General features: G+C 69.3%; 21 protein-coding genes. 9 read left to right on the plus strand and 12 right to left on the minus strand.

Translation table 11 applies throughout. The features are described 5' to 3' along the window. Positions 1-9: 9 nt before the first annotated feature. The gene (gene fabG / locus NDR87_RS15010) at positions 10-714 is read left to right on the plus strand and encodes a 3-oxoacyl-ACP reductase FabG (protein ID WP_251913842.1); all 705 of its coding nucleotides are present in this window, start codon (positions 10-12) and stop codon (positions 712-714) included. Here the strand turns inward: fabG and NDR87_RS15015 are convergent. The 3 genes from NDR87_RS15015 to NDR87_RS15025 form a co-directional block, all read right to left on the minus strand. Continuing rightward, on the minus strand, positions 708-1,412 hold the full coding sequence (locus NDR87_RS15015; protein WP_251913841.1) for a LuxR C-terminal-related transcriptional regulator: 705 nt from the start codon (positions 1,410-1,412) through the stop codon (positions 708-710). The genes fabG and NDR87_RS15015 overlap by 7 nt on opposite strands. A gap of 164 nt (positions 1,413-1,576) precedes the next feature. Further along, positions 1,577-3,742: an aminotransferase class III-fold pyridoxal phosphate-dependent enzyme gene (locus NDR87_RS15020; RefSeq protein ID WP_251913840.1), complete on the minus strand. Its 2,166-nt coding sequence runs from the start codon at positions 3,740-3,742 to the stop codon at positions 1,577-1,579. A 5-nt stretch (positions 3,743-3,747) separates the two neighbouring features. Further along, positions 3,748-4,872 (minus strand): NAD(P)/FAD-dependent oxidoreductase, encoded by a 1,125-nt coding sequence (locus NDR87_RS15025; protein ID WP_251913839.1) that lies wholly within the window; start codon positions 4,870-4,872, stop codon positions 3,748-3,750. A 236-nt stretch (positions 4,873-5,108) separates the two neighbouring features. Between NDR87_RS15025 and NDR87_RS15030 the strand changes: the two genes are divergently transcribed. Then, the gene (locus NDR87_RS15030) at positions 5,109-5,864 is read left to right on the plus strand and encodes a TetR/AcrR family transcriptional regulator (protein WP_251913838.1); all 756 of its coding nucleotides are present in this window, start codon (positions 5,109-5,111) and stop codon (positions 5,862-5,864) included. Here the strand turns inward: NDR87_RS15030 and NDR87_RS15035 are convergent. Both NDR87_RS15035 and NDR87_RS15040 read right to left on the minus strand, forming a co-directional pair. Then, positions 5,831-6,820, minus strand: a complete 990-nt coding sequence (locus tag NDR87_RS15035; RefSeq protein ID WP_251913837.1) for a diiron oxygenase — start codon at positions 6,818-6,820, stop codon at positions 5,831-5,833. The genes NDR87_RS15030 and NDR87_RS15035 overlap by 34 nt on opposite strands. A 48-nt stretch (positions 6,821-6,868) precedes the next feature. After that, a complete protein-coding gene (locus NDR87_RS15040) occupies positions 6,869-8,953 on the minus strand; it encodes an MMPL family transporter (protein WP_251913836.1) in 2,085 nt (694 codons plus the stop codon). 77 nt (positions 8,954-9,030) lie between these two features. Between NDR87_RS15040 and NDR87_RS15045 the strand changes: the two genes are divergently transcribed. Continuing rightward, on the plus strand, positions 9,031-10,524 hold the full coding sequence (locus NDR87_RS15045) for an SDR family oxidoreductase (protein WP_251913835.1): 1,494 nt from the start codon (positions 9,031-9,033) through the stop codon (positions 10,522-10,524). On the opposite strand, the gene NDR87_RS15050 is transcribed toward NDR87_RS15045, so the two are convergent. From NDR87_RS15050 to NDR87_RS15060, 3 genes are read right to left on the minus strand one after another with little or no spacing between them, the layout of a single operon-like run. Then, positions 10,457-10,993, minus strand: a complete 537-nt coding sequence (locus NDR87_RS15050; RefSeq protein WP_372494193.1) for a MarR family winged helix-turn-helix transcriptional regulator — start codon at positions 10,991-10,993, stop codon at positions 10,457-10,459. The genes NDR87_RS15045 and NDR87_RS15050 overlap by 68 nt on opposite strands. A gap of 45 nt (positions 10,994-11,038) precedes the next feature. Continuing rightward, positions 11,039-11,419, minus strand: a complete 381-nt coding sequence (locus NDR87_RS15055; protein ID WP_251913833.1) for a hypothetical protein — start codon at positions 11,417-11,419, stop codon at positions 11,039-11,041. 5 nt (positions 11,420-11,424) lie between these two features. Next, a complete protein-coding gene (locus NDR87_RS15060) occupies positions 11,425-11,763 on the minus strand; it encodes a hypothetical protein (protein WP_251913832.1) in 339 nt (112 codons plus the stop codon). 140 nt (positions 11,764-11,903) lie between these two features. On the opposite strand from NDR87_RS15060, the gene NDR87_RS15065 reads away from it, so the two are divergent. Both NDR87_RS15065 and NDR87_RS15070 read left to right on the plus strand, forming a co-directional pair. Next, a complete protein-coding gene (locus NDR87_RS15065) occupies positions 11,904-12,545 on the plus strand; it encodes an LppP/LprE family lipoprotein (protein ID WP_251913831.1) in 642 nt (213 codons plus the stop codon). A gap of 85 nt (positions 12,546-12,630) precedes the next feature. Further along, positions 12,631-13,329 (plus strand): hypothetical protein, encoded by a 699-nt coding sequence (locus tag NDR87_RS15070; RefSeq protein ID WP_251913830.1) that lies wholly within the window; start codon positions 12,631-12,633, stop codon positions 13,327-13,329. A gap of 108 nt (positions 13,330-13,437) precedes the next feature. On the opposite strand, the gene NDR87_RS15075 is transcribed toward NDR87_RS15070, so the two are convergent. Beyond that, positions 13,438-15,447: a glycosyl hydrolase family 18 protein gene (locus NDR87_RS15075; protein WP_251913829.1), complete on the minus strand. Its 2,010-nt coding sequence runs from the start codon at positions 15,445-15,447 to the stop codon at positions 13,438-13,440. A gap of 306 nt (positions 15,448-15,753) precedes the next feature. Here NDR87_RS15075 and NDR87_RS15080 point away from each other — a divergent pair, with 306 nt between their 5' ends. Next, positions 15,754-16,002: a hypothetical protein gene (locus NDR87_RS15080; RefSeq protein WP_251913828.1), complete on the plus strand. Its 249-nt coding sequence runs from the start codon at positions 15,754-15,756 to the stop codon at positions 16,000-16,002. Positions 16,003-16,029: 27 nt separating this feature from the next. On the opposite strand, the gene NDR87_RS15085 is transcribed toward NDR87_RS15080, so the two are convergent. Then, positions 16,030-18,024: a lytic transglycosylase domain-containing protein gene (locus NDR87_RS15085; protein WP_251913827.1), complete on the minus strand. Its 1,995-nt coding sequence runs from the start codon at positions 18,022-18,024 to the stop codon at positions 16,030-16,032. 444 nt (positions 18,025-18,468) lie between these two features. Here NDR87_RS15085 and NDR87_RS15090 point away from each other — a divergent pair, with 444 nt between their 5' ends. Then, entirely contained in the window at positions 18,469-18,969 is a 501-nt protein-coding gene (locus tag NDR87_RS15090; protein WP_251913826.1) for a DUF4383 domain-containing protein, read from the plus strand. A gap of 50 nt (positions 18,970-19,019) precedes the next feature. Here the strand turns inward: NDR87_RS15090 and NDR87_RS15095 are convergent, their stop codons facing one another. Continuing rightward, on the minus strand, positions 19,020-20,105 hold the full coding sequence (locus NDR87_RS15095) for an S-(hydroxymethyl)mycothiol dehydrogenase (RefSeq protein ID WP_251913825.1): 1,086 nt from the start codon (positions 20,103-20,105) through the stop codon (positions 19,020-19,022). A gap of 145 nt (positions 20,106-20,250) precedes the next feature. Between NDR87_RS15095 and NDR87_RS15100 the strand changes: the two genes are divergently transcribed. Both NDR87_RS15100 and NDR87_RS15105 read left to right on the plus strand, forming a co-directional pair. Then, positions 20,251-20,778, plus strand: coding sequence for a hypothetical protein (locus NDR87_RS15100; protein ID WP_251913824.1), 528 nt, complete (start codon positions 20,251-20,253; stop codon positions 20,776-20,778). 7 nt (positions 20,779-20,785) lie between these two features. Continuing rightward, positions 20,786-21,955 carry a zinc-dependent alcohol dehydrogenase gene (locus tag NDR87_RS15105; protein WP_251913823.1) on the plus strand — a complete coding sequence of 390 codons (1,170 nt, stop codon included), beginning with the start codon at positions 20,786-20,788 and terminating at the stop codon, positions 21,953-21,955. Here NDR87_RS15105 and NDR87_RS15110 read toward each other — a convergent pair. Then, entirely contained in the window at positions 21,909-22,730 is an 822-nt protein-coding gene (locus NDR87_RS15110) for a helix-turn-helix domain-containing protein (RefSeq protein WP_251913822.1), read from the minus strand. The two genes, NDR87_RS15105 and NDR87_RS15110, sit on opposite strands and share 47 nt — an antisense overlap. Positions 22,731-22,807 lie beyond the last annotated feature (77 nt).

Raw genomic sequence — 22,807 nt, forward strand, 5'->3', positions numbered from 1 at the left:
GGAGTGCCCATGAACCAGACTGCCTTCGTCACCGGCGGCAACCGCGGCATCGGGCTGGCCAGCGCCCGCGAGCTGGCCAAACAGGGCCGCCCGGTCGCGGTGACCACGCGCACCGGCCAGGCGCCCGAGGGGCTGTTCGGCATCCGCTGCGATGTCACCGATATCGAGCAGGTGGATGCGGCGTTCACGACGGTGGAACGGGAACTGGGTCCGGTGGGGGTGGTGGTCGCCAATGCCGGTATCACCCGGGATGTGTTGCTGGCGGCCATGTCCGAGGCGGAATTCGCCGAGGTGCTGGACACGAATTTGGTGGGCACGTTCCGGGTGATCAATCGCGCGGTGAAGTCGATGATCCGACGGCGGCACGGCCGGATCATCCTGGTGTCGTCGGTGACCGCGCTGCTCGGCTCGGCCGGGCAGACCAATTACGCGGCCTCCAAGGCCGGGATGGTCGGGCTGGCCCGCTCACTGGTGCGGGAACTGGGTGCGCGCGACATCACCGTCAATGTGGTCGCGCCCGGGGTCGTCGACACCCATATGACCGCGACGCTGACCGATCGTTGGCGCGCGGAGGTGACCAAGAAGATTCCGCTGGGCCGGGTCGCCGGTGTCGGCGAAATAGCAAGGGTGGTGGGCTTTCTGGCCAGTGACGACGCCGCCTACATCACCGGTGCGGTGATACCGGTCGACGGCGGGCTGGGCATGGGTCACTGACCCGCCGAGCGCACGGGCGCGGCGGCCGGGCGACGGCCGTGATTGGCCAGCAGTTCGATCAGTCCGGTCTCGTAGGCCACCGCGACCGCCTGTCCGCGCGTGGTGACGGCCAGCTTCTGCAGGACGTGGTGCACGTGGCTGCGCACAGTGGTGGCCGAGACCGAAAGCTGTTCGGCGATCTCGGCATTGGAGCGGCCGTGCGCCAGCAGCCGCAGCACCTCGGCCTCGCGGCGGGTGAGCGCCTCGGCGATGCGGGCGTCCAGGGTGCGCGGGATGCCGGGCATCGCGTAGGTGAGATCGCCGAGCACCTGCGGCGGCACGACCAGCCGGTTGCCGACGGCGATCACCCGAATGGCGCACAGCAATTCCAGCGGCGAACAGCCCGAGGACAACAGCCCGCGCACCCCGGCGCGCAGCAGTTCGACGGCGTGGGCGACATCCTCCTCGGTGACCACCATGATGACCTTCGACGCGGTGGCGATCTCGGCGAGCCGGTGCTTACCCTCCACCGAACCGACGACCAGCACCAGATCGGGGGCGTGCATGCGGACGGCGGTGATCAGGCTGTGGCCACCGGCGACATCGCTGACCACATCGATATCGGGTTCGGCATCGAATCGGGCGCACAGGCCGGTCCGCATGAGCGCGCTGTCGGCGCAGATCACCAGTCTTATCGTCACCGCACCGTTCGACGCCATATCCGATCCATCGAGTTTCGGCTCGAGCATGTGGATTCGGAAGTTGCGGAGTGCCAACGCATCTCACGTATCCCCGTCCACAGTGTGATCAAGCGTATCATGATCCTTTGCGCGAATTCGTAATTTCGAGAAGAAGAGTTTTTCCTAGTTAGACCTCCTATTCGTTACGGAGACATACGATTCCGCCGATCGCCGTAGCTCTCGCGCAGTCGCATCGCCGCGGTTGCCAGTTCGCGTTCTAAGGTGCCCAGCAGTGAGCGCAACGCGGTGCGGTCCACGGCCCAGCGCGGCAGTCGCTCCAGAAATTCGCCGACCCTCGACAATGCGTCGATCAGTTCGTCGGAATGTCCGCCTGCGGTGCACGGCGCGATTCGCATTTGGAGAGTAATTGCTCCGCAATGTTGTGCCACCAGTCGAGCCACCGCGGCCTCGGCGTAATTGCGCACCGACGGTCGGGGATCGGATCCGATCGCCTTCGGCGAGAACACCAGCCGCCCCAGCAGCCCGGCCCGCCGATATCCGGAGAACACCGGTGAGCGCGCCGCGCGGGCCAGCATGGTCTCGAGGGCGTCGGCGACGGCCGCGGCGCCCGCCCGGTCACCCTCGGCGGCCTCGATCGCCGCGACGGCCAGGGCGGCGGAGATGTCGTTGCGATAGTGCCCGCGCAGCCAGCGGTGCATCTCGGGGGCGGATCGGCGCAGCCGCGCGTCGATCTCGGCCGAGATCAGGGCCGCGCCGATCGGTAGCAGACCGTCGGCCAGGGCCTTGGACACCGCCACCAGATCGGGGCGCAGACCTCGTCCGGCGCTGGTGAGGAAGTGGTCGAGGTCGCAGCGCCAGAAGCCGGTGAAGACCTCGTCGACGCCGACGAGATAGCCGGATTCGGCACGGCCACGGTCGATTTCGCGCAGGACGGCGTCGGGGATGACGGTGCAGTCGTAGGCCTGGACCAGTTCCAGCCAGACCAGGGCGATATCGGGGCGGCGCAGTGTCCGGCGCAGGGCGTCGATATCGCCGGGATCGACCTCGACGACCTCGACCGGATAGGGGTGGAAGGCGTGGCGGTCGCGGTCGCGGAAGAACGAGCTGGTGCGGCTCAGGGCCAGTGACAGCGGTCCCTTGCCGGAGTAGTTGCCGCCGCAGGTGACCACGACGCCGCGGCCCGGGCGGCAGCACAGGGCCGCCAGTATCGCGTGGTCGACCGCGCTCTGCCCGCTCACGGCCGGTAACAGCACCGGCAGGCCGGTCAGGCGCGCGAGGGTGCGTTCGAGTCGTTCGGTCTCCCCGCCGGTGGTGCCCGCGGAGGTGATGGTAGCGATCGTCTGGGCGTTGTGGCCGCGGAAGGCGGGGCCCGCGCCGGAGGCCAGATCGATGTACTCGCGGGCGCCCAGCCGGTAGGTCACGCCGTCGGCGTGGTCGAAGGTCAGGTTGATACCGGCGATATCGATGGCGCGGGTCTGCCAGGTGTTGCCGTGCATGCGCAGTCGGGCGCTGCGGGCGAAGGCGTTGCGGCGCATACGCGCTGCCGCCGCCCACTCGTGCCGGTCGAGCGGTCGTCGCCGGATCAGCGTGCGGCACAGCAGGTGCATGGCCAGGCCGTTGGCGCCGAAGGTGGAGATGTGGGCGATGCTGTCGAGCGGGTTGTTCCACAGCGCGAAGGCTCGGCGGGTGAACGAGACGGCGCCGCAAGGCATTTCGCCGTCGACGCAGACTTCGCCGAGGAAGGCGATATCGGCACCGGGTGCGGGAAGTGCGTCCAGCGCGCGTTCGTCGCACAGCACGCCCCAGGCCACCGGGCGGTCGCGGTCGGCGATTCGGGCGAGCGCGCCGTGCACCAGCGCGCTCTCCGAGGAAGTCAGATCGTCGCCGATCACGACGTAGCCGTTCCACGAAACATGCACGCGCCGGGCGAACTCCGCCGGGTCGGCCAGGATTTCCAGGCCGTCGTCCACGATCTCGGACAGGCCGGGTACCGCGTGGCCGAAGGCGAGGCGCACGGTGTCGGTGCGGTCCAGCACCAGGATGCGGCAGCGGCCGCCGGTGCCGGTGCGGTTGTGGCGATTGCGCAGGTACTTCACCACGGTGCCGAGGGCCTCCACGCCGGAATTCACGAAGACCGAATGCCAACCCCCCGAGGTGTTGCCGCCACTGAGCACGCGGTGCAGCAGAAATGCCGCGACCGCGCCGTCGGGCGGCACATAACTGCTGGCAAGCACCATATTCGGCAGCGTGGCCGCCACCCGCTCGGCCAGCAGTGCGCGCACCTGCTCGCCGCCTCGGAAGACGGCGCGCCCGAGTTGCGAATCGTCCGCGGCGACTTCGGTGGACATGGCCGTTACTCCTCGTCTCGGGTGGGGTTCCAGCGGGTGATCTCGTCGATCATCAGGCGCTCGGGGACCGCGCGCAGCAGCAGGGTGCGGGTGGCCGTGCCGATTCGGGTGCGCGGCATCATGAGCACGACCAGCCAGCGGGAGCGGTTTTGTACCGCGTCGACGCGACGGCGGCGACGGCGCGCATAGCGGCGCAGGGCTTCCGGTAGCGCGTCGGTATCGGTGGTGGTCAGCTCCTCGGCCAGGACCTGGGCTGATTCCATGGCCATGGACGCGCCGACCCCGGCGGTGGGCAGGAAGGCCGCGCCCGCGTCGCCGATGAGCACCACTCGGCCGAAGACCCAGCGCCGCATGCGCAGATCGTCCAGATCGAAGCTGTCCACCCGGGCGGCCTCGTCGAGGGTGTCGATCAGCCACGCCGATGGTCCGGCCAGTCCGGCCAGCCGCTCGCGCAGCCGGGGCGGGTCGTGTGCGCCGTCGGTGCGCAGGGCCGCGGCGCAGCCGACGGCCCCGAGGGTCGGGTTGTAGCCGAAAAATCGTCCAGTGCCCCAGAATTCGTGGACCTCGTCGGCGGGCAGGCCGGTGTCGTGCACCCACCAGGTCCACAGCCGCACGCCGGTGCGGCGCAGCGGGACCTCGCCGGCGACCAGGTCTCGCACCCGGGAGCGGATGCCGTCGGCGCCGACGACGACGTCGAATTCGCCGTATTCGCCGTCGTCGAAGCGGACGCGCACGGCGCGCCCGTTCTGTTCGATGGATTCGATCGTGCGACCCATCCGCACCTCGGTGCCCTCGCGCAGCAGCTCGATGAGTTCGGCGCGGCGGAGGGTGCGGGGGGTATCGCGACCCAGCCGGGCGCCGAAATCGAATCGGCGCAGCGTCTTTCCGTCGCCGCCGTGGGTCACATAATGATTCACCGGTACCGTCGCGGCCTCGAATCGCGCACCCAAATCCAGCTGTTCGAGTACACGGCGGCCCATCGGCCACAGGCCGATGACGTATCCGACGTCGCCGTAACGCGGCGTTTTCTCGATCACCGTGGGGTGAATGCCGCGCTGTCGCAATGCCGCCGCCAGCGACAGGCCCGCGATTCCCGCACCGACGACGAGGATTCGTGGGCTACGCGGCATTACCACACCTCCGAGGCGGCACTGTGCACAACAATTGCCGAGGTGACTCGTGCATCCGGCCGGGCCATTTCGCCAATTTCGCCGACCGGTGGATATGCCGCCCTCGAAATCGCGCGGCCACCATCAGATTAGGGCCGCCGTCGACCCGGCTACACCATTCATGCGATGAACCGGGCTCAACACCCGGCGCAGCCGAGGCCGCCGTCCCCCCATTTCGTTGAGTCTAAACTCGGGGCGTGGCGGACAGGGCAGCGTCGGCGGTGGCCGGCGGGCGGCAGGCGCGGTGGGAACCGCACAACGCCGAGCGGCGCGCGCGGATCGTCGAGGCGGCGATCGAATTGGTGGAGCAGAGCCCGCCGGGAGCGGTGATCTCCGCCCAGCTGATCGCCGAGCGGGCCGGGCTGGCGAAATCGGTGCTGTATCGGCAGTTCTCGGGTCGCGACGAGCTGGATCGGCGGGTGCGGTCGGAGATCGCGGCGCGGTTCGTCGATGCGTTGGACAGCGCGCTGGATATCGCGGACGGCTCGATCGCGCAGATCATCGCCCGGACCGTCGGTGTGGTGGTCGACTGGATCGGGGATCATCCGCGCCTGCACGAATTCCTGCGCGGCGGCCCGGCGGCCGACGATCCGGTGCCGCGCGACGCCCTGGCCGGGCTGTTGGCCGCCGTCGCCGACCGGGCCGCGCGGCTGGTCACCGGATTGGCCGGGGTGGTCGGGGTGGCCGATCCACCGGTGATCGACACCATGACCTTCGCGATCGTGTCGATGACCGAGGCCACGGTCACCCGCTGGGCCCGCGATCCGGCTCCGGCGCTGTCGCGCGAACAGCTCGTCGCCGAGGTGGCGAGCTATGCCTGGAGCATCCTGGACGGGGTGGCCCGGGCGCACGGGATCGTGCTCGATCCCGAGCAGCCGCTGCTGCCGCTGCTCGACGAACTCGCCGCGCTCGAGCCGGATCAGGCGGCGCGCCGGGCGGGTTCGCCGCGATAGCGCGCGGCCGGTCCGTCGATGCCGAGCGCGCGCCACAGCAGCCGCGCGGGTCGACGCCGGAGCCCGAGATCGTCGGCCAGCTTGCGCACGTCGTCGAAGTAGCCGGACAGGATGCGCCGGGAATGCGGTGCGCCCCAGAACGCCTCGCGGATCACCTCGCGCGGAATGTCGAACTGCCGGGCGAACGAGCGGGGCGGGGTCATGATCTCCCCGGCCAGCCAGCGCATCGCCAGCGGAAAGGCGATGGCGCACACCACCTTCCCGGGCACGCCCAGCCGCTCGATGTGGGCGGTGAGGTATTCGTGGGCGAAGGAGATGTGCCGGGCCTCCTCGGCGATGTGAATCTCCATGGTGCGCAATACCGTCGGGGGTATATTGCCGCCCGCCCGGATGAGCGCCTTCTGGTAGTGGTCGATCGGCTCCTCGCCGCCCAGGATGCCGATGAACAGGATGACGTGCGCATAACCTCCGGCCACCCCGATGAACGGCGACAGCATCCGGAACACCGGCCGCATGCCCGGCACATCCACCCCGATGCGGTTCACCAACTCCTGGAACATCTGGATGTGGTTGCACTCCTCGGTCATCTCGTGCAGGCAGTAGCGGAACTCGGGAGATCCGTTGGGCAGCTTCATGATGTACTGCATCAGGCCGCGGATGAGCACGCTTTCGAACGCGGCCCCGACCTTGATCGCATTCGCCAGGCGCCACCTGCCGATCTCGATCTGGCGCGGCAGCGGCTGTTCCCGATACCAGCGCGTCGCGCCGAGCGGATCGACCTCCGGATCGAGGACCCAGCGCGGATCGTCCGGATCGATCGCGAATTCCGGTGCGTCCCAGTCGATGTCGAGATACGGATCGAAATTGCGGTGCACCGAGCCCTCGGACAGGGTCAGCAGGGCCGCGCGGTAGGCGGGGCCGAACGGATCGGTGCGGTGGGTGTCGGACAACGTCATCGGTGCCTCCTCCAACAGGTCTACCCAGAATATCTGGGACCCGCGGTCTCAGACAATGCTCGGCCACCAGATGCGCGGACCCACGAGTGCGAACAGGGCCGGGATGACGATCGTGCGGACCAGGAAGGTGTCGATGAGGATGCCCAGGCCGACCACGATGCCGATCTGGGTGAGGGTGATCAGCGGCAGCACGCCGAGCACCGCGAAGACCGCGGCGAGCACCACGCCCGCACTGGTGATCACCACGCCGGTGGCCGAGACCGCGCGCACGATGCCGCCGGTGGTGCCATTGCCGGAGGTCTCCTCGCGGGCGCGGGTGACGAGGAAGATGGTGTAGTCGATGCCGAGGGCGACCAGGAACAGGAAGGCGAACAGCGGCACATTGTCGTCGAGTCCGGGATAGCCGAAGACGCTGTGACTCAACCAGCTTCCCGCACCCAGCGCCGCCAGCGCACCGGCGGCGGTCACCGCGACCAGCAGCAGGGCGGCCGGTATCGCGCGCAGCAGGGCGAGCAGGACGATCACCACCACCGCCAGGATCACCGGTATCGCGGTGCGCAGATCGTGCTGGGCGGCGTCGCGGGCATCGAGCGCCTCGGCATCGCCGCCGCCGACCAGCGCGTCGGCCCCGAAGACGGCCGACAGCGCGGTGCGGATCGAGCGGATCGTCGAAAAGGCTTCCGGCGAGGCGGGTTTGCCGGAGATCACCACCGACCAGCGCTGGAGTCCGTGCGCGGGCGCACCGAGGGGGCGGGCGCCGACCACACCCCGTTCGCGGCTGGCGTCGAGTGCGCGCTGGACCGGATCGGCCGCGTCGGCGCGCGCGACGATCACCGTCGGATTCGACGCTCCCGACGGGAAATGCCGCGCCAGGGCGTCGAATCCCTCCACCGACTCGGCCCGCACCCGGAACTTCTCGGTCTGCGACAACCCGATCGACGTGCCGAGCAGGCCCGCCGCGCACACGCCGAGAAAGGCCAGGGCGCAACCGATGACGAGCACCGGACGTCGCACCACGCGTTCGGCCACCGCATGCCACGCGCCGGTCTCGGTGGTGTCCCGGCCGTCGGCGGCCGGGACGAACGGCCAGAAGATCCGCCGCCCGCACAGCGCCAGCGCCGGTGGCAGGCCCAGCAGGACGAATACGGCCGCGACGACCAGTCCGGCCGCCGCCAGCGCGCCGAGGCTGCGGGTGCTCGGGGTGTCGGCCGCGAGCAGGGTCGACAGCGCGATCACGACCGTGGCATTGCTGGCCAGGATGGTCGGTCCGGCTCGGCGCGTCGCATGCCACAGCGCGCGGCGGTGATCGTCGTGGCGATGCAGTTCGTCGCGGTAGCGGGAGATCAGCAGCAGTGCGTAGTTGGTGCCCGCGCCGAAGACCAGCACGCTGGTGATGCCGGAGGTGGAACCGTCGAAGGTCAGGCCGGTGGCTCGGGACAGTCCGGTCGCGACGCCGGTGGCCGCCCGATCCGCCGCGCCGATCACCAGCAGCGGAACCAGCCACAGCACGGGGGAGCGGTAGGTGAGCACCAGCAGGATCGCCACCACCAGGGCGGTCACCGCGAGCAGGGTGATATTGGCGCCGGAGAACGAATTCGCGATATCGGCGCCGAAGGCCGGTCCGCCGGTCACCCGCAGCGAAAGGTCGTGCGGCAGGCCGTCGTTGGCGGCCGTGCGGATCCGATCGATCCGGTCGGTGAGTTGGAAACCGCTCAGCGCCGCGTCCACCGGCACGCGGCCGAGTGCGGCGCGTTCGTCGTCGGAGACAAGGGGCTCTGGGCCGCGAGCGTCCGCGGCGCGGGTGTCGGTGGCGGGGGCGTCGGCGGTGCGAGCGTTCGCGGCGCGGGCCACGGCCGCGGTCGTCGCGGCCCGGTCCGCCGCGGTGAGTTCGCCGCCGTCGCGGCGGGTCACCACCACGATCGCGGCGGCGGTGTCCGCGCCCGGGAACCGCGCGAGAGCCGCACCGGCGCGGGCGGATTCGGCATCGGTCGGCAGCGATATCGGTCCGCTGGCCTCGGACTCGTTGCCGCTGGCGAGGCCGATCAGCGCGGCGGCCAGCGCGGTCAGCAGGACGAGGAACGACCATGATCGGCGGGCGGTGACCCCCGTGGCGTAGCGATCCCAGAAGCGCACGGTCCGACTATTTCAGATACTTAAATAACCGACAAGTGCATCGGAAGTGCATCGAAGAATCGGGTAGGCTGTGGCCGATGCGATGTGTGGTGTTGGGGGCGACCGGATACATCGGCGGCCGTCTGGTCCCGGAGCTGCTACGCGCCGGGCACGACGTTCGCGTCATGGCCCGTACCCCGGGCAAGCTGGCCGAGGCGCAGTGGCGCGATGAGGTCGAGATCGTGCGCGGCGACATCACCGTGCCCGAGGATGTGCACGCCGCCCTCGACGGTCAGGAAATCGTCTACTACCTGGTGCATTCGCTGACTCGCTCGGATTTCGACGCCGTCGACCGCGCGGCCGCCGAACTGGTCGCGCACGCGGCCGCCGCGGCCGGGGTGCGGCGGATCGTGTATCTGGGCGGTATCGCGCCCGCGGGGCAACGGCTCTCGCGTCATCTGGCCTCGCGTGCGGAGGTGGGGCGCATTCTGGCGGGCGGTCCGGTTCCGGCCGTGGTCCTGCAGGCGGCGGTGATCATCGGTTCGGGCTCGGCCAGTTTCGAGATGCTGCGCTATCTGACCGAACGGCTGCCGGTGATGGTGACCCCGCGCTGGGTGCGCAATCGCATCCAGCCGATCGCGGTGCGCGATGTGCTCTACTACCTGACCCGCGCCGCCGAGGCGCCCGGCGAGTTCGCCGGAATCTTCGACATCGGCGGCCCGGACGTGCTGACCTACGAGCGAATGATGCGCGAGTACGCGGCGGTGGCCGAGCTGCCGCGGCGGGTGATCGTGCGGGTGCCGGTGCTCACGCCGTGGCTGTCGGCGCAGTGGGTGAATCTGGTGACGCCGGTGCCGCGGGCGATCGCGGTGCCGCTGATGGAATCACTGGTCAACGATGTGGTGTGCGGCGACCACGAGATCGCCCGGCATATTCCGGATCCGCCCGAGGGTCGCACGCCGTATCGGCGCGCGGTCGAGCTGGCGCTGCAGCGGATTCGGGATTTCGACGTGCCGACCCGCTGGTCGGACGCGGCCACACCGGACGCGCCGTCGGATCCGCTGCCCACCGATCCGGATTGGGCGGGCGGCACGCTGTATCAGGACGTGCGGACGCGGCACACCGCGGCGGATCCGGCGACGCTGTGGTCGGTGGTCGAGGCCATCGGCGGCGAACACGGCTGGTACTCCTTCCCGCTGGCGTGGTCGCTGCGGGGCTGGATCGATCGGGTCGTCGGCGGGGTCGGGCTGCGGCGCGGGCGGCGCGATCCGAATCGGCTGCGCGCGGGCGAGGCGCTGGACTGGTGGCGGGTCGAGCAGATCGAGCGGCCGCATCTGCTGCGGCTGCGCGCCGAGATGCGGGTGCCGGGGCGGGCCTGGCTGGAACTGTCGGTCGAACCGGACGGCACCGGTTCGGTGTATCGGCAACGCGCGCTGTTCGATCCGCACGGGCTTGCCGGACATCTGTACTGGAAGGCCGTCGCGCCCTTCCACGCGATCGTGTTCGGCGGGATGGCCCGCAATATCACCGGGGCCGCGGAGCAGGCCGCGAGCCGATCAGCCCCGCGTAGTGCGAACGCATCGCCTCGATGACGGTGCGCAGTACGCGGTGGGCGGCGTCGAGGTCGGCGGCGGGCAGGTCGGCGAGCGCGGCGCGGTTGCGCTCGCCGAGCGGGCCGAAGAACTCCCGCGCCAGCGCCATGCCGTGCTCGTCGTAGTGCAGTAGCACCCGGCGGCGGTCGGTGGGGTCGATCTCGCGGCGCAGGTGGCCGGAGTCGATCATGCGCTCCACCAGATAGGTCACCGCCGCCTGGGACATGCCCATCTGGGTGCTCAGCTGCCCGGCCGTCAGCGGTCGGCCCTCGGTTTCGGCGTGGGCGACGTGCATGAGGGCGCGGAAATCGTTGGCGCGCAGCTCGTTCGCCCGGGCGAAGACGTGACCGATCTGCTCGGAGACGGCGGTGAGCGCGCGAATGTCGTTGGCGATCAGCGTCTCGAGTTCCGCGCGGTCTCCGGCGCGCGAGGGCTGTTGGCGTTCAGTCACCCAACGATCTTCTCGCATGCCCTTGCTGCATCGGTCACGCATCGAAGATGTGCGATGAAACATCTACGGGCACTTACCGGTTGCCGCGTCGCGGGTGCCGTCCACCGCCGCCTGTCGCTGATCCGGGGTGAGGACCGCCCAGTCGGGTTTGCTCGGGAGCTCGGCAATGGTCTGCTCGACCGCGCGGTCCACGCCCGGCTGACCCTGCTCGGCGCGGATCTTGTCCAGGCGGTCCAGCAGATCCTCACACGAGACCCGGCGGATCTGTCCGGGCGAACTCGCCGAGGGCGCCCGGACCGGCGCGCTCGACGGCGCGGGCGTGGGCGTGCCGTAGGTCGGGGCATCGCTGGAGGGCGCGGGACCGTTGTTGGTGCCGACATAGTCACACGAGGCGCACAGCAGCGCGGCGATCACGGCGGACGCGGCGAATCCGGTGCGGTACACGGCGTTCAGGGCTTCCCGCGCGCCGGAGTCTGCTCCGCGACGCCATGCCGCAGCGGGGTGTTGTCCGCGCGGGTGTGCTCTGGATCGGCCGCCGAACCGCCCACGACGCCGCGCACCGGCGGCGCCTGCGCCGGATCACCGCCGGACGGCTGTGCGCCCGCTTCCAGCTGAGCGATGCGCGCCGAGAGGATTTCGACGATCCGGGGTCGATGTGCGGTGGCCCGCTCGTGGTCGATGAGTCGGCGCACCTGATCGAGCTCGAGCGCCCGCACCCGGTGTTCGATATCCCCGGCGGTGAGCTGGTCGTAGTCGGGCAGGGGGAGGATCTTCTCATCGCTGCTCATGCCTGCCGCCTACCCGGCAGTGCCCGCCGCGAAACCGCGCCGTTCGTGCCCGCGGCGACGGCCCGCCCCGATAAGTGAGGGCGTAACCACGGCGAACGCGGGATCGATTTGTCCTCATGGACAACTCGAAAGGAAATCCGATGAAACGAATCGTTGGCACGATCGCCGCGGCGGCGGCGGTGACGCTGTCGGCGGCCGCGTGTCAGGGTGGCGTGACGACGCCTGCGACCGGGGGGTCGTCGGCGGGGACGTCGAGCCCGGCCGCGGCCCCGACCGGCGGCGCCACCACCGGCTCGGGCTCCTCGCCCGTCACATATCAACCGCCCGCGACGAGCCCGGCCCGTGCCGACCCCGCGACCAGCGGTCACGGCCTCTGCGTCGATGCGAATTCGGGTGTGGTCGAGGCCGCGATCAAATCCCTCGGCCCGGGTGTGGGCGGCGAGGGATACGTCTTCTCGGCCGCCACCGACGCGCCGATCGGATCGTGCCCGGCGCTGCTGTGGGTGCTGGTCGACACGCCGAACGCCACCGCGAGTTCGCCCTGGCACGTGCTGTTCTTCAACCACGACCGCTACCTGGGGACCGCGACGCGCAACCACACCTCCTACACCCGTATCGTCGGCTCGTCCGATCGCAGCGTGCAGGTGCAGTACCGGTGGCTGCAGGATCAGGACGCGAACTGCTGCCCCTCCGGCGGCCCGGTCGTGATCACCTTCACCCTCGGGGCCGACGGCCAGACCATCACGCCGGACCGGCCGATCCCGCCGGAGGTGGCTCGCTGACACCGGCGACACGCGGTGGGGGATGCGGATCGGCGATACGCTGAGGGCACGAAATCCACGGCCCGTCCAGGCAGGGAGGGTGGGCATGTCGGCGTATCCCGATCCGCGTGATCCGCGTGTGCAGGAGGATATTCAGGAGGCGGTGCAGCGGGCGCGTGATTCGGCGCTCGGCTCGCATATGTCCGAACAGGATCTGTTCAATGCCGCGTCGGGATATCTCGGGGTGGAGCAGGCGAGTGCGCCGGGTATCGACGTCGAGATCCGGCGCGAGGTGCGCCGCCAGTCGGGTACCGATTGGACCGTCGAGGATCGGCGGGGCAGTCACGCGGAGTCGCGGTCGGATCCGGAACCGGAATATCGCGGCTCCGCTCCGGCCGCCGATCCGGTTCTCGATGTGACGGTTGATCATTGGTGTACCGATGCCGAGATCGAGGCGATGCAGAACTACGCCCCCTTCGACGGGAATCTGGCCCGCGACCGTTACGATCCGACCTGTCCGTCGGAGTTCTATCGGGGCTATCTGACCGCGCTGGTCGCACTGCTGCAGTCGGTCGGACCCGGTGATTCGATGGACCGCTATCGGTCGGTGGTGACCCGTATCGACGATGTGCTGAAAACCTGGTCCGGGCACAATGATCAGCGCTCCGGTGCGGCCTTCGCCATGACCAACGCCTGGCAGTACTCCACCGCCGGGGTGGCCGTGCCGCAGATCGTCGCCTTCGTGCGGGGCGAGATCGCCTGTCTGGCAGAGTGTTTCCGCACCGCGCGCTGGCACGGACAGTGAGCGACCCCGCCCGGCGGGGCCGGGCGGGGTCTGTAGGTGGCGGGCGGGGCCTGTAGGTGACGGGCCGGGCCCTATGGGTGGTGTGCGGGGCCTGTCGATATGGCGGACTCAGCCGAGGGTGAAATCGTCGGCGTAGTAGTCGCCCTGCGAATACCAGCCGTGCACCCAGATCGTGACGCTCGTGGTGGAGGCGCCGGTGGTGAACTTGGTGGACAGCTGCTGGTACTTGCCGCCGGTGGACTGGGTCCAGGTGGAGGTGTCGGTGGTGCCCGAACCGGTGACGCCGAGGTAGACGTAGTTGCCGTTCAGCCAGGCGCCCAGGGTGTAGGTACGGTTGGGCTGGACGGTGACCTTCGCCGAGCATTTGGCGTTGTCGCTGCTGCTCGGCTTGCCCGCCAGGGCGTTCTTACCGCCGTGCACCGGGGTGGTGACGATCGAGCCCAGGTTGCCCGTGCAGGTCCAGGGGGACAGCTGACCGGATTCGAAGTCCGCGTTGGCGATTCCCGTGCCGGGCGGGGTCGTGGTGGTCGTGGTCGGCGGGGTTGTCGTCGTGGTGGTGGTGGTCGGTGGGGTCGTTGTCGTCGTCGTTGTAGTCGTGGTTGTCGTGGTGGTTGTGGTCGTGGTGGTCGTCGGCGGGGTGGTGGTCGTCGTCGGGGTGCCGCAGCTGCTCGGTGAGCTGTTGATCGCGTCGACGAAGACGTTGAACAGCTTGGTGGCCGGATCGTTTTCGAGCGAGTAGATCATGCCGCCGCCGAGGCCCTTGCAGTGCAGATAGTCGGCCTTGGCCCTGATCGACTGCGGGGAATCGCCGCCCCACCAATTGTTTCCGTCGTAGAAGTAGGCCGCTTGGGCGGTCCGGTCGAAGAAGGTCTTGGACGGATCGTCGACCACGCCGGACAGTTCCTTGTACATCCGGATGCCGGGAACATTGCCCGACATCGGCGCACCCGGCGCCGGTCCGGTGGCGGGCTGGAACAGGCCGTTCTCCTTACCCGCGGGCACGCCGGTCCAGCCGCGGTAGTAGAACGGGAATCCGACGGTCAGCTTCTGCGGCGGGAAACCGCCCGCGATGCCGTAGGAGCTGTCGCCCTTGGTCCAGGCCGTGATCGCCGCGTCGATATTGTATTTTCCGTTGCCCGGGGGTACCGGATTCATCGGATCGTCGGGGCGGCTGTAGATCGGGTCCTGGAAGTTGGTGGGCCCCTTGGCATCCCACGCACCGTGCATGTCGTAGGTCATGACGTTGACCAGATCCATGTACTTGCCGAGTTTGTCGGTCTCGTAGTGGCGGATCTTGTCCTGCCCGGCCGCGACGGCCGCGGCCAGCGAGTAGCGCTTGTTGTCGGCCGCGCCCTGCGCGTCCAGCTGGGCGCGGAACTCCGCGGCCAGCAGCGTCAGATTCGCCTTGTCGTTGGGCGAGGCGTGGTTGCCGAGATGGCCGCCGCCACCGGGATACTCCCAGTCCAGGTCGATGCCGTCGAAGACGCCCTTGCCGGTGCCCGGGCCGCCGTAGCCGTTCTGCTTGGGCAGGTTGCCCTTGATGAACATGTCGATGCACGACGACACGAACTTCTTGCGGGCGGAGTCGCTGGCGGCGACGTCGGAGAAGTACTTCGAGTAGGTCCAGCCGCCGATCGACACCAGCACCTTCAGATTCGGATGCTTGGCCTTGAGCTGTTTGATCTGCTTGAAGTTGCCGACGATGGGGTCGTCCCAGGCGTCGGCGGTGCCGTCCACGCTGTCGGCGGCGCTGAACGTCTTGCCGTAGTCGGCGTACGAATCACCCGCGCCGTCACCGGCATTCGGATTGTTCTCGTTCGGATCGGCCGCCTTGTTCGCCATGAAGCAGGTCAGATCGGTGGGGTGAATGTTCTCGAAGGCGTACATGATGTAGTCGAGTTTGGCGGCGGCGCCGGAGCGGTCGACGTGTTTCAGGTAGTAGGCGTTCTGATAGATCGACCACTGGTTGAAATACGCGATCTTGACGCCGCCGGAGTTCGCGGCCGGTGCTGCGGTGGGCGCGGGGGTCGCGGTGCTCGGGGACGTGACCACCGCGAAGGCGCCGATCAGCAGGCTTGCCGCCGCTGCGGCGAGTCCTGACCATCTGGCTGTGCGCATGATTCCTCCTCGCGAAACTTGCGCATCAGGAAATGCCGTCGCTGACCCGTGGGCATTCAACGACAAGCTGGAAAGAGTTGTGCGAGTGAAGATTCCGGCCGGCGTCCGCAGACTGCCGCCGAGATTCCGGAAGCCGATTCCATGGTCCCACCACGGAAGGCGCCATGGGGCGCGATGGGGGAAATGTGAAAAGCTTTCGGTGCCAGATGCTTTGCGGGACGGGGCGGGGTGCCGGTAGCGCAAGGTGGCCGGAAAACGTTCTGCGCCTAGAAAATTCGATCTTCCGTATCCACGCTGGGAAGGGCGATGTCGACCATCTCCGCGGCTTATCACATCGGTGTCGTGGTCAACCACCCGGAGAAGGCGATGTCGGAGCTGCACGACATGCTGGGGCTGGAGTGGCTGCCGGTGGTGCTCAGCGGCGATGTCGATCCGTGGGTGTTCGATCCCAGCACCAGCGAGGGGTGTCGAACGGAGCCGGTCGAAATGGTCCGGGGGGTGCCGGCTTTGGGGTTCTATCTCGGCTTTCCCGATGCGCCGCGGTCGGATCGGTAGGCCGCGGCGCATCGGGGTCGGGTCGGGTCAGCGGGGTGGCGGAACCGGCGTGGTGGTCGTCGGTGTGGCGGGACGCACCGGCGGCTGCTGTTTGGTCGGCGGCGGGGCCTGGGTGGCCGGGGCCGGTTTGGTGGTCGGTGGGGCGGGTGGGGCCGAGCGCGGCGGTGGGGCCTGATTCGATTGCTGCGTGGGCGGTTTCGTGGTGGCGGGCGGGGGTGTTTCCTGCGGCTTGCCGGTGTTCGTCCGCGGGGGTGGGGGCGGGGCGGTGGTCGTGGTGGGGGCCGGTTTCGGTGTGGTGGGTGAAACGGCCTGGGAGGCGGGTTGTTTCGTGGTGGTGGGCGGGTTTGCCGGGGTGGTGCGCGGTGGCGCGGGCGGGGCGACCGAGGCGGCCGGGGGCTTGGCCGGGGTGGTCGTCGTCGCGTCGGGCGCGGGGGCCGCGGGCGCGGGCGGCGGGGGAGCCGCGGGCGCGGGCGGTGGAGTGGTGGGCTTCGTGGTGGGAGCCTGCGTCGTCGTGGTGGGCGGCACCGTTGTCGTCGTGGTGGGTGGCACTGTCGTGGTCGTGGGTGGCACCGTCGTCGTGGTCGTGGGTGGCACCGTCGTCGTGGTCGTGGGTGGCACCGTCGTCGTGGTCGTGGGTGGCACCGTCGTCGTGGTGGGTGGCACCGTCGTCGTGGTCGGCGGCACGGTGGTCGGTCGCACCGTCGTGGTCGGCGGCACGGTTGTCGTGGTGGGCGCGATGGTGGTGGGCGTGGGGACGACCGTCGTCGAAGGCGTTGTGGTCCTGGGCAGCTGCGGCAGGTTGGTGGGCAGCGGCGGGACGGTGGGCAGGGCCGGATCGCCCGGGCCGATGCAGATCGGTGCGCGCTGGGCCTGGGGGTCGGTCGACTCGGTAACCGTCGGCAGGGTCGGCAGCGACAGCGGCGGGCACGGATTCGTCTTCGGCGGTGTGCAGAAGATGCCGCACAGGAACGGCTTCAGATCGCCCACCTTGACCCACACCTGCAGCGTGAGGCCGAAACCGGGTTGATTGGTGGTCGTCGAATCGGTGGTCGCCGGATCGGACGTGGTCGGGTCGGTCGTGGTCTGCGGATCCGTGGTGGCTTCCGGATCGGTGGTGGCGGCCGGATCCGCGGGCGGCTCGGTTCCGTCGCCGAGGGTCTGCGAGGCCAGCACGGTCTCGCCCGCGTCCATACTCGAACCCGCGCCCTCGGCGGTGCCCTCGGGCGGCAGCGGGTCGGGGACGCTGCCGACGGGCGCGGGCGCGCCGCCGTTCTTGTAGGCATTGGCCCAGCTGAGCACCTCGCTGGCGTAGGAGGTGGAGTTGTTGTAGCGCAGGATCGCCCGCAGCTCCTGCTTCGGATCGCGCAGGTCGGTGTTGTCCGAGCACAGGTACTTGCCCGCGGTGATGGTCGCGTCGAAGACGTTGTTCGGATCGGCGTTGCCGTCGGCATTGCCGTCGGTGGCGTAGATCGACCAGGTCGCGGGCAGGAACTGCATGGGCCCGACGGCCCGCACGAAACCGCCGTCGGCGGCCCGGATGATCTGGTTACCGGGCAGGTGGCCGTCGAGCGCGGGGCCGAAGATCACCCCGATCGTGGTGCCGTGGGGATCGACGCGGCCGTTGCCCGCGTGATTGGATTCGATCTTGCCGATGCCTGCCAGCAGATACCACGGCAGCCCGCAGTCGGGCAGCGCGGTCTGCAGCGCCAGTTCGGCATTGCGGTAGGCGGCCAGGACGGCCTCCGGAATGCCGAGTGCCGCGCCGCCGGGCAGCAGCACATCCTTCAGCTGCACCGAGCCGTCCGCCGCGCGGTCCGCCTGGGGCGCGAGTTCGCGCAGCTTGCGCGCGGTCTGCGGCGCGGCGGGTACGAGCGCGGCCGCCGGGTCGGGCTCGGACTCGGCGACGGGCACGATATCGGCCGTGGTCCGGGTCGGCGACGTCGCGGTCCGAGCAGTGGAACCCGAGGCCGTCAAACCGGCCACCACCAGTGCCGTCACGATGAGCGGGCCGGGTAATCGCATGGCACACCAATCCCCTCGCGGCCGCGCGGCTTCCATCTGCCTGGCGGACCGCCACAGCCGCCACAGCGTTGTAGCGGAAAATATTGCAAGACAAGGTATTCGGGCCGAATCGCGGACAAGTTTATCGGAAAACATTGCATGCACACCGCGTTCGCGAGAACGGATGGGGCCGAACGGGCCAAATGTGGGTTTCGGAATAGGGGTTTGCGCGGTGGGGGGTCCGAGTCGGGTTGTCTCGCAAGAGGTCTCGTCCTGCGGTTTACGGGCACGGCGGCGGCCGCGATCACCGTACCGATCGGCAAAGGTCCCGGTGAGCGGGATCGCCCGCGCGGTGGAAATAGCCCGGGTCGCCGGGCCGGGGTGACGTTTGATTCAATAGCGAAAGGCTATTTCCGCAGTGATCATGAATTCGGCCAGGTCAGCACAATCGAGAGGAGTATCGAGATGGCCACAGCCGGATACACACAGGGCGGGGTCGGTCGCGGTTCGATGGTCCGGACCGCCGCGACCGTGGTCGGGGCGCTGTTCCTGCTGGTCGGGATCCTCGGCTTCATTCCGGGCATCACCACCGACTACGACGATCTGTCGTGGGCGGGTCACCACTCGGGTGCGATGCTGTTCGGCATTTTCCAGGTCTCGGCGCTGCACAACATCGTGCATCTGATCTTCGGCGTCGCCGGGCTGGCCATGGGCCGCACCAGCGGCGGGGCCCGCACCTTCCTGCTGGGCGGCGGCGTCGTCTATCTGGCGCTGTGGCTGTACGGGCTGCTCATCGACCGGGACAGCGACGCCAACTTCGTCCCGGTGAACACCGCCGACAACTGGCTGCACCTGGGGCTGGGTGCGGCGATGCTGATCCTGGGCCTGGTGCTGCCCGCGCCGGGGTCCGGGCTGCTGTCCGGCTCACCACAGCCGGGCCGCCCCGAGGCGGGGCACGCGCACTAGCCGGTCCGCCGCCGCCCGCGCCGCACTGCCGCGGCGCGGGCGGTGCCGTGTCAGAGGGTGACCACCGAACGTAGCACCTCGCCGCGATGCATCTTGGCGAATGCCTGCTCCACCTCGTCCAGCGAAATCGTCTCGGTGACAAAGGCATCCAGATCCAGGCGGCCCTGGCGGTACAGGTCGATCAGGGTGGGGAAGTCGCGGGCGGGCAGGCAGTCGCCGTACCAGGAGGACTTCAGCGCGCCGCCGTGGGAGAAGAAGTCCAGCAGCGGCATCTCCAGGCGCATCTCCGGGGTGGGCACGCCGACCAGAACGACCGTTCCGGCGAGGTCGCGGGCGTAGAACGCCTGCTTCCAGGTCTCCGGGCGGCCCACCGCGTCGATGACGACATCCGCGCCGAAGCCGCCGGTCAGTTCCTGGATCAGCGGCACCGGATCACCGGCGGCGGCGTCGATGGTGTGGGTCGCGCCGAAACCCTTGGCCCACTCCAGCTTTCGGGGGTCGATGTCGACGGCGATGATGGTGGTGGCCCCGGCCAGCCGGGCCCCGGCCACGGCCGCGCTGCCGACTCCGCCGCAGCCGATCACCGCCACGCTGTCCCCGCGCCCGACCGCGCCGGTATTGAGTGCGGCGCCGAGTCCGGCCATGATGCCGCAGCCGAGCAGTCCGGCCGCGGCCGGGGAGGCAGCCGGATCGACCTTGGTGCACTGCCCGGCGTGGACGAGGGTCTTCTCGGCGAAGGCGCCGATGCCCAGGGCGGGGGTCAGGGCGGTGCCGTCGGTGAGGGTCATCGGCTGGGCGGCGTTGCAGGTCGAGAAGCAGTACCAGGGCTTGCCCTTGCGGCAGGCGCGGCAGCTCCCGCAGACGGCGCGCCAGTTCAGCACCACGAAATCGCCCGATTCGATCTCGGTCACGCCCTCGCCGACCGCCTCCACCACGCCCGCGGCCTCGTGGCCGAGCAGGAAGGGGTATTCGTCGTTGATGCCGCCCTCGCGATAGTGCAGGTCGGTGTGGCACACCCCGCACGCCTGCACCCGCACCACCGCCTCGCCCGGTCCCGGATCCGGCACGACGATCTCGGTCACCTCGACCGGTTTCCGCTTCGACCGTGCGATCACACCCCGAACCGTCTGTGCCATCGGATCATCCTCTCTGTGCGTGACAACGCCTCCACCGTCGCACAGGCGGCGTGCCCGCGGCGAAGGAGGCCGGAAATTATTGGCGCGGACGTGGTTCCGGCGCGGGGAGCCGGGTACCGCGGAAGGGACCGTGAAGGGAGTCCCGATGCATGCTGTCGATCATTACGTCGGAATGGCCAGATCCCAGGTGTCGGATCTGGTGGAGAAGCTGGTCGGTTCGGCCGCGAGCAGCGCCGGGCAGACCATGACCATCGCCCGGCCGCGCGCGGAGGTCGAGCAGTTCTGGCGGGAACCGGAGAATCTGTCGCGGGTGCTGGGCGATCTCGCCGAGGTCCGCTCGGGCCCGTCGGGCAGTTACGTGTGGACGCTGCGGCCCGCGGACGGTGAGGCGGTCAGCTGGAACACCGAACTCGTGCGGGACGACAACGGCCTGCGCTTCATCGGTGCGCGGGCGGGGGATGCGGAGCCGATGGAGGTCCGGCTCGAATTCGCCGACGCGCCCGCCGATCTCGGCACCGAGGTGCGCCTCGAGGCACACACCCCGCTGCCGGACCTGCTGACCGGCGCGGCCGCGTTCACCGCGCTCTATCGGGCCCGGGCGCTGCTGCAGACCGGGGAGATCCCCACCCTCGCGCACAATCCGAGTGCGCGCCGCTCACCCGCCTCGACCTAGGAGAATCATGCGTGCGCTGTGCTGGAACGGGGTCAACGAACTGGCGGTGGAAACCGTCGACGATCCCACACTGATCAATCCGCACGATGTCATCGTGCGGGTACGGCTGAGCACCACCTGTGGCTCGGATCTGCATTTCATCGACGGCTATCTGCCCGGTATGCGCGAGGGCGACGTCATCGGGCACGAATTCCTGGGGGAGATAGTCGACGTGGGCAGCGAGGTCACCCGGCGCACGGCCGGGGAGCGGGTGGTGGTGCCCTCGTTCATCGGCTGCTCCTCGTGCTGGTATTGCGACCACGAGCTGTATTCGCTGTGCGACACCACCAATCCCAATGCCGCCCTGCAGCAGCCGGTCCTGGGCTATCCGACCGGGGGCATCTACGGTTACACCCACCCGTTCGGCGGGTACCAGGGTTCGCACGCCCAGTACATCCGGGTGCCGTTCGGGGATGTGAACTGTTTCGCCGTGCCCGACGGCGTTGCCGACGAGCAGGCGCTGTTCCTGTCCGATGCGGTGCCGACCGGGCTGATGGGCGCGGACTTCTGCGATATCTCCCCCGGCGACACCATCGCGGTGTTCGGCAGTGGCGGCGTCGGCCTGATGGCCGGGCACAGCGCGCGGCTGCTGGGCGCGGATCGAGTGATCATGGTGGATCGGTATCCGGAGCGATTGGCCTTGGCGCGCAAGCAGTTCGGTGCCGAGACCATCGACTACACCGCGGTGGACAGTGTGCACGAGGCGCTGCGGGACATGACCGGCGGACGCGGGCCGGACGCCTGTATCGATGCCGTCGGCATGGAGGGGCACGGCACCGGTTTGCAGCAGCTCTACGATCGCGCCAAACAACTGCTGCGCCTGGAGACCGATCGGGCCGCCGCGCTGCGCCAGGCGATTCTGGCCTGCCGCAAGGGTGGAGTGGTTTCGGTGCTCGGAATCTACGGCGTCACCGACAAATTCCCGATGGGTGTGGTGACCAACAAGAGTCTGACCATCCGCACCGCCCAGCAGCACGGGCAGCGGTACATGGCGCGCATGTTCGACTACATTCAGCAGGGCGATCTGGATCCGTCGTATCTCATCACCCACGATCTGCCGCTCGAGGATGCCGTGCGCGGCTACGACATCTTCAAGAACAAGAGCGAGGGCTGTGTTCGAGTGGTGTTCCGGCCCTGAGGATCCGGGCGGTGAAATCGTCCAGTGGGTAGAACAGTTCGATGGCCAGTTCGGCGAGCGTCACGTCGGCGGGGGCGCCGAAGGTGGCCATCGTGCTGAACATCGACAGCTCGCCGAGCGGGGTGCGGATGCGCAGCGGCACCTCGAACGGTCCCGGTCGCGCGGGCTCGGGGTCCGGGTCGGGGGCGAGTTCGGGATAGCGGGAGACCTCCTCGTGGAGAGCGCGCAGCCGGGGGTCGCCGGTGCCGTTGGCCTGGCGGAGGAGCCGCTCCAGGAACAGGTTTCGCACCTGGCGGCCGTTGACCATGTGCGGGGCGAGGCCGTCGGGATGCAGCACCATGCGGTAGACGTTCGGGCGCGGGGTCAGCAGATGTTCGGGGATGCCGTTCGTCAGCACGGACATCGCACGGTTGCCGGTCAGCACGTCCCAGTACCGGTCCACCACCACCGCCGGGTACGGCTCGTGTGCGTCGAGCATGGTGCGCAGCGCCGAACGGACGGAGGACAATTCGGCATCGTCGAGGTTGCTCTCCCGATACTCCGGCGCGAAGCCGCCCGCGAGCAATAGCGTATTGCGTTCGCGCAGCGGCACATCCAGGGCGTCGCACAGCCGCAGCACCATCGTGCGGCTGGGCCGCGAGCGCCCGGTCTCCAGATAGGACAGATGTCGGGCGGAGATGTCCGCGGCCAGCGCCAGATCGAGCTGGCTGAGGCGGCGACGCTGCCGCCATTCTCGCAACAGGCCGCCGACCGGCGAGGGCACGGTGGAGGTCATCCGGGCAGCATAGCGACGGCCGGGTAGGCCATGACCTCGGAGGTAATTGAGTCGCCGCGGCGGCCCTGGCAGCGTCG

This window comes from Nocardia sp. CDC159, from assembly GCF_023740735.1.
Lineage (GTDB): Bacteria > Actinomycetota > Actinomycetes > Mycobacteriales > Mycobacteriaceae > Nocardia > Nocardia pulmonis.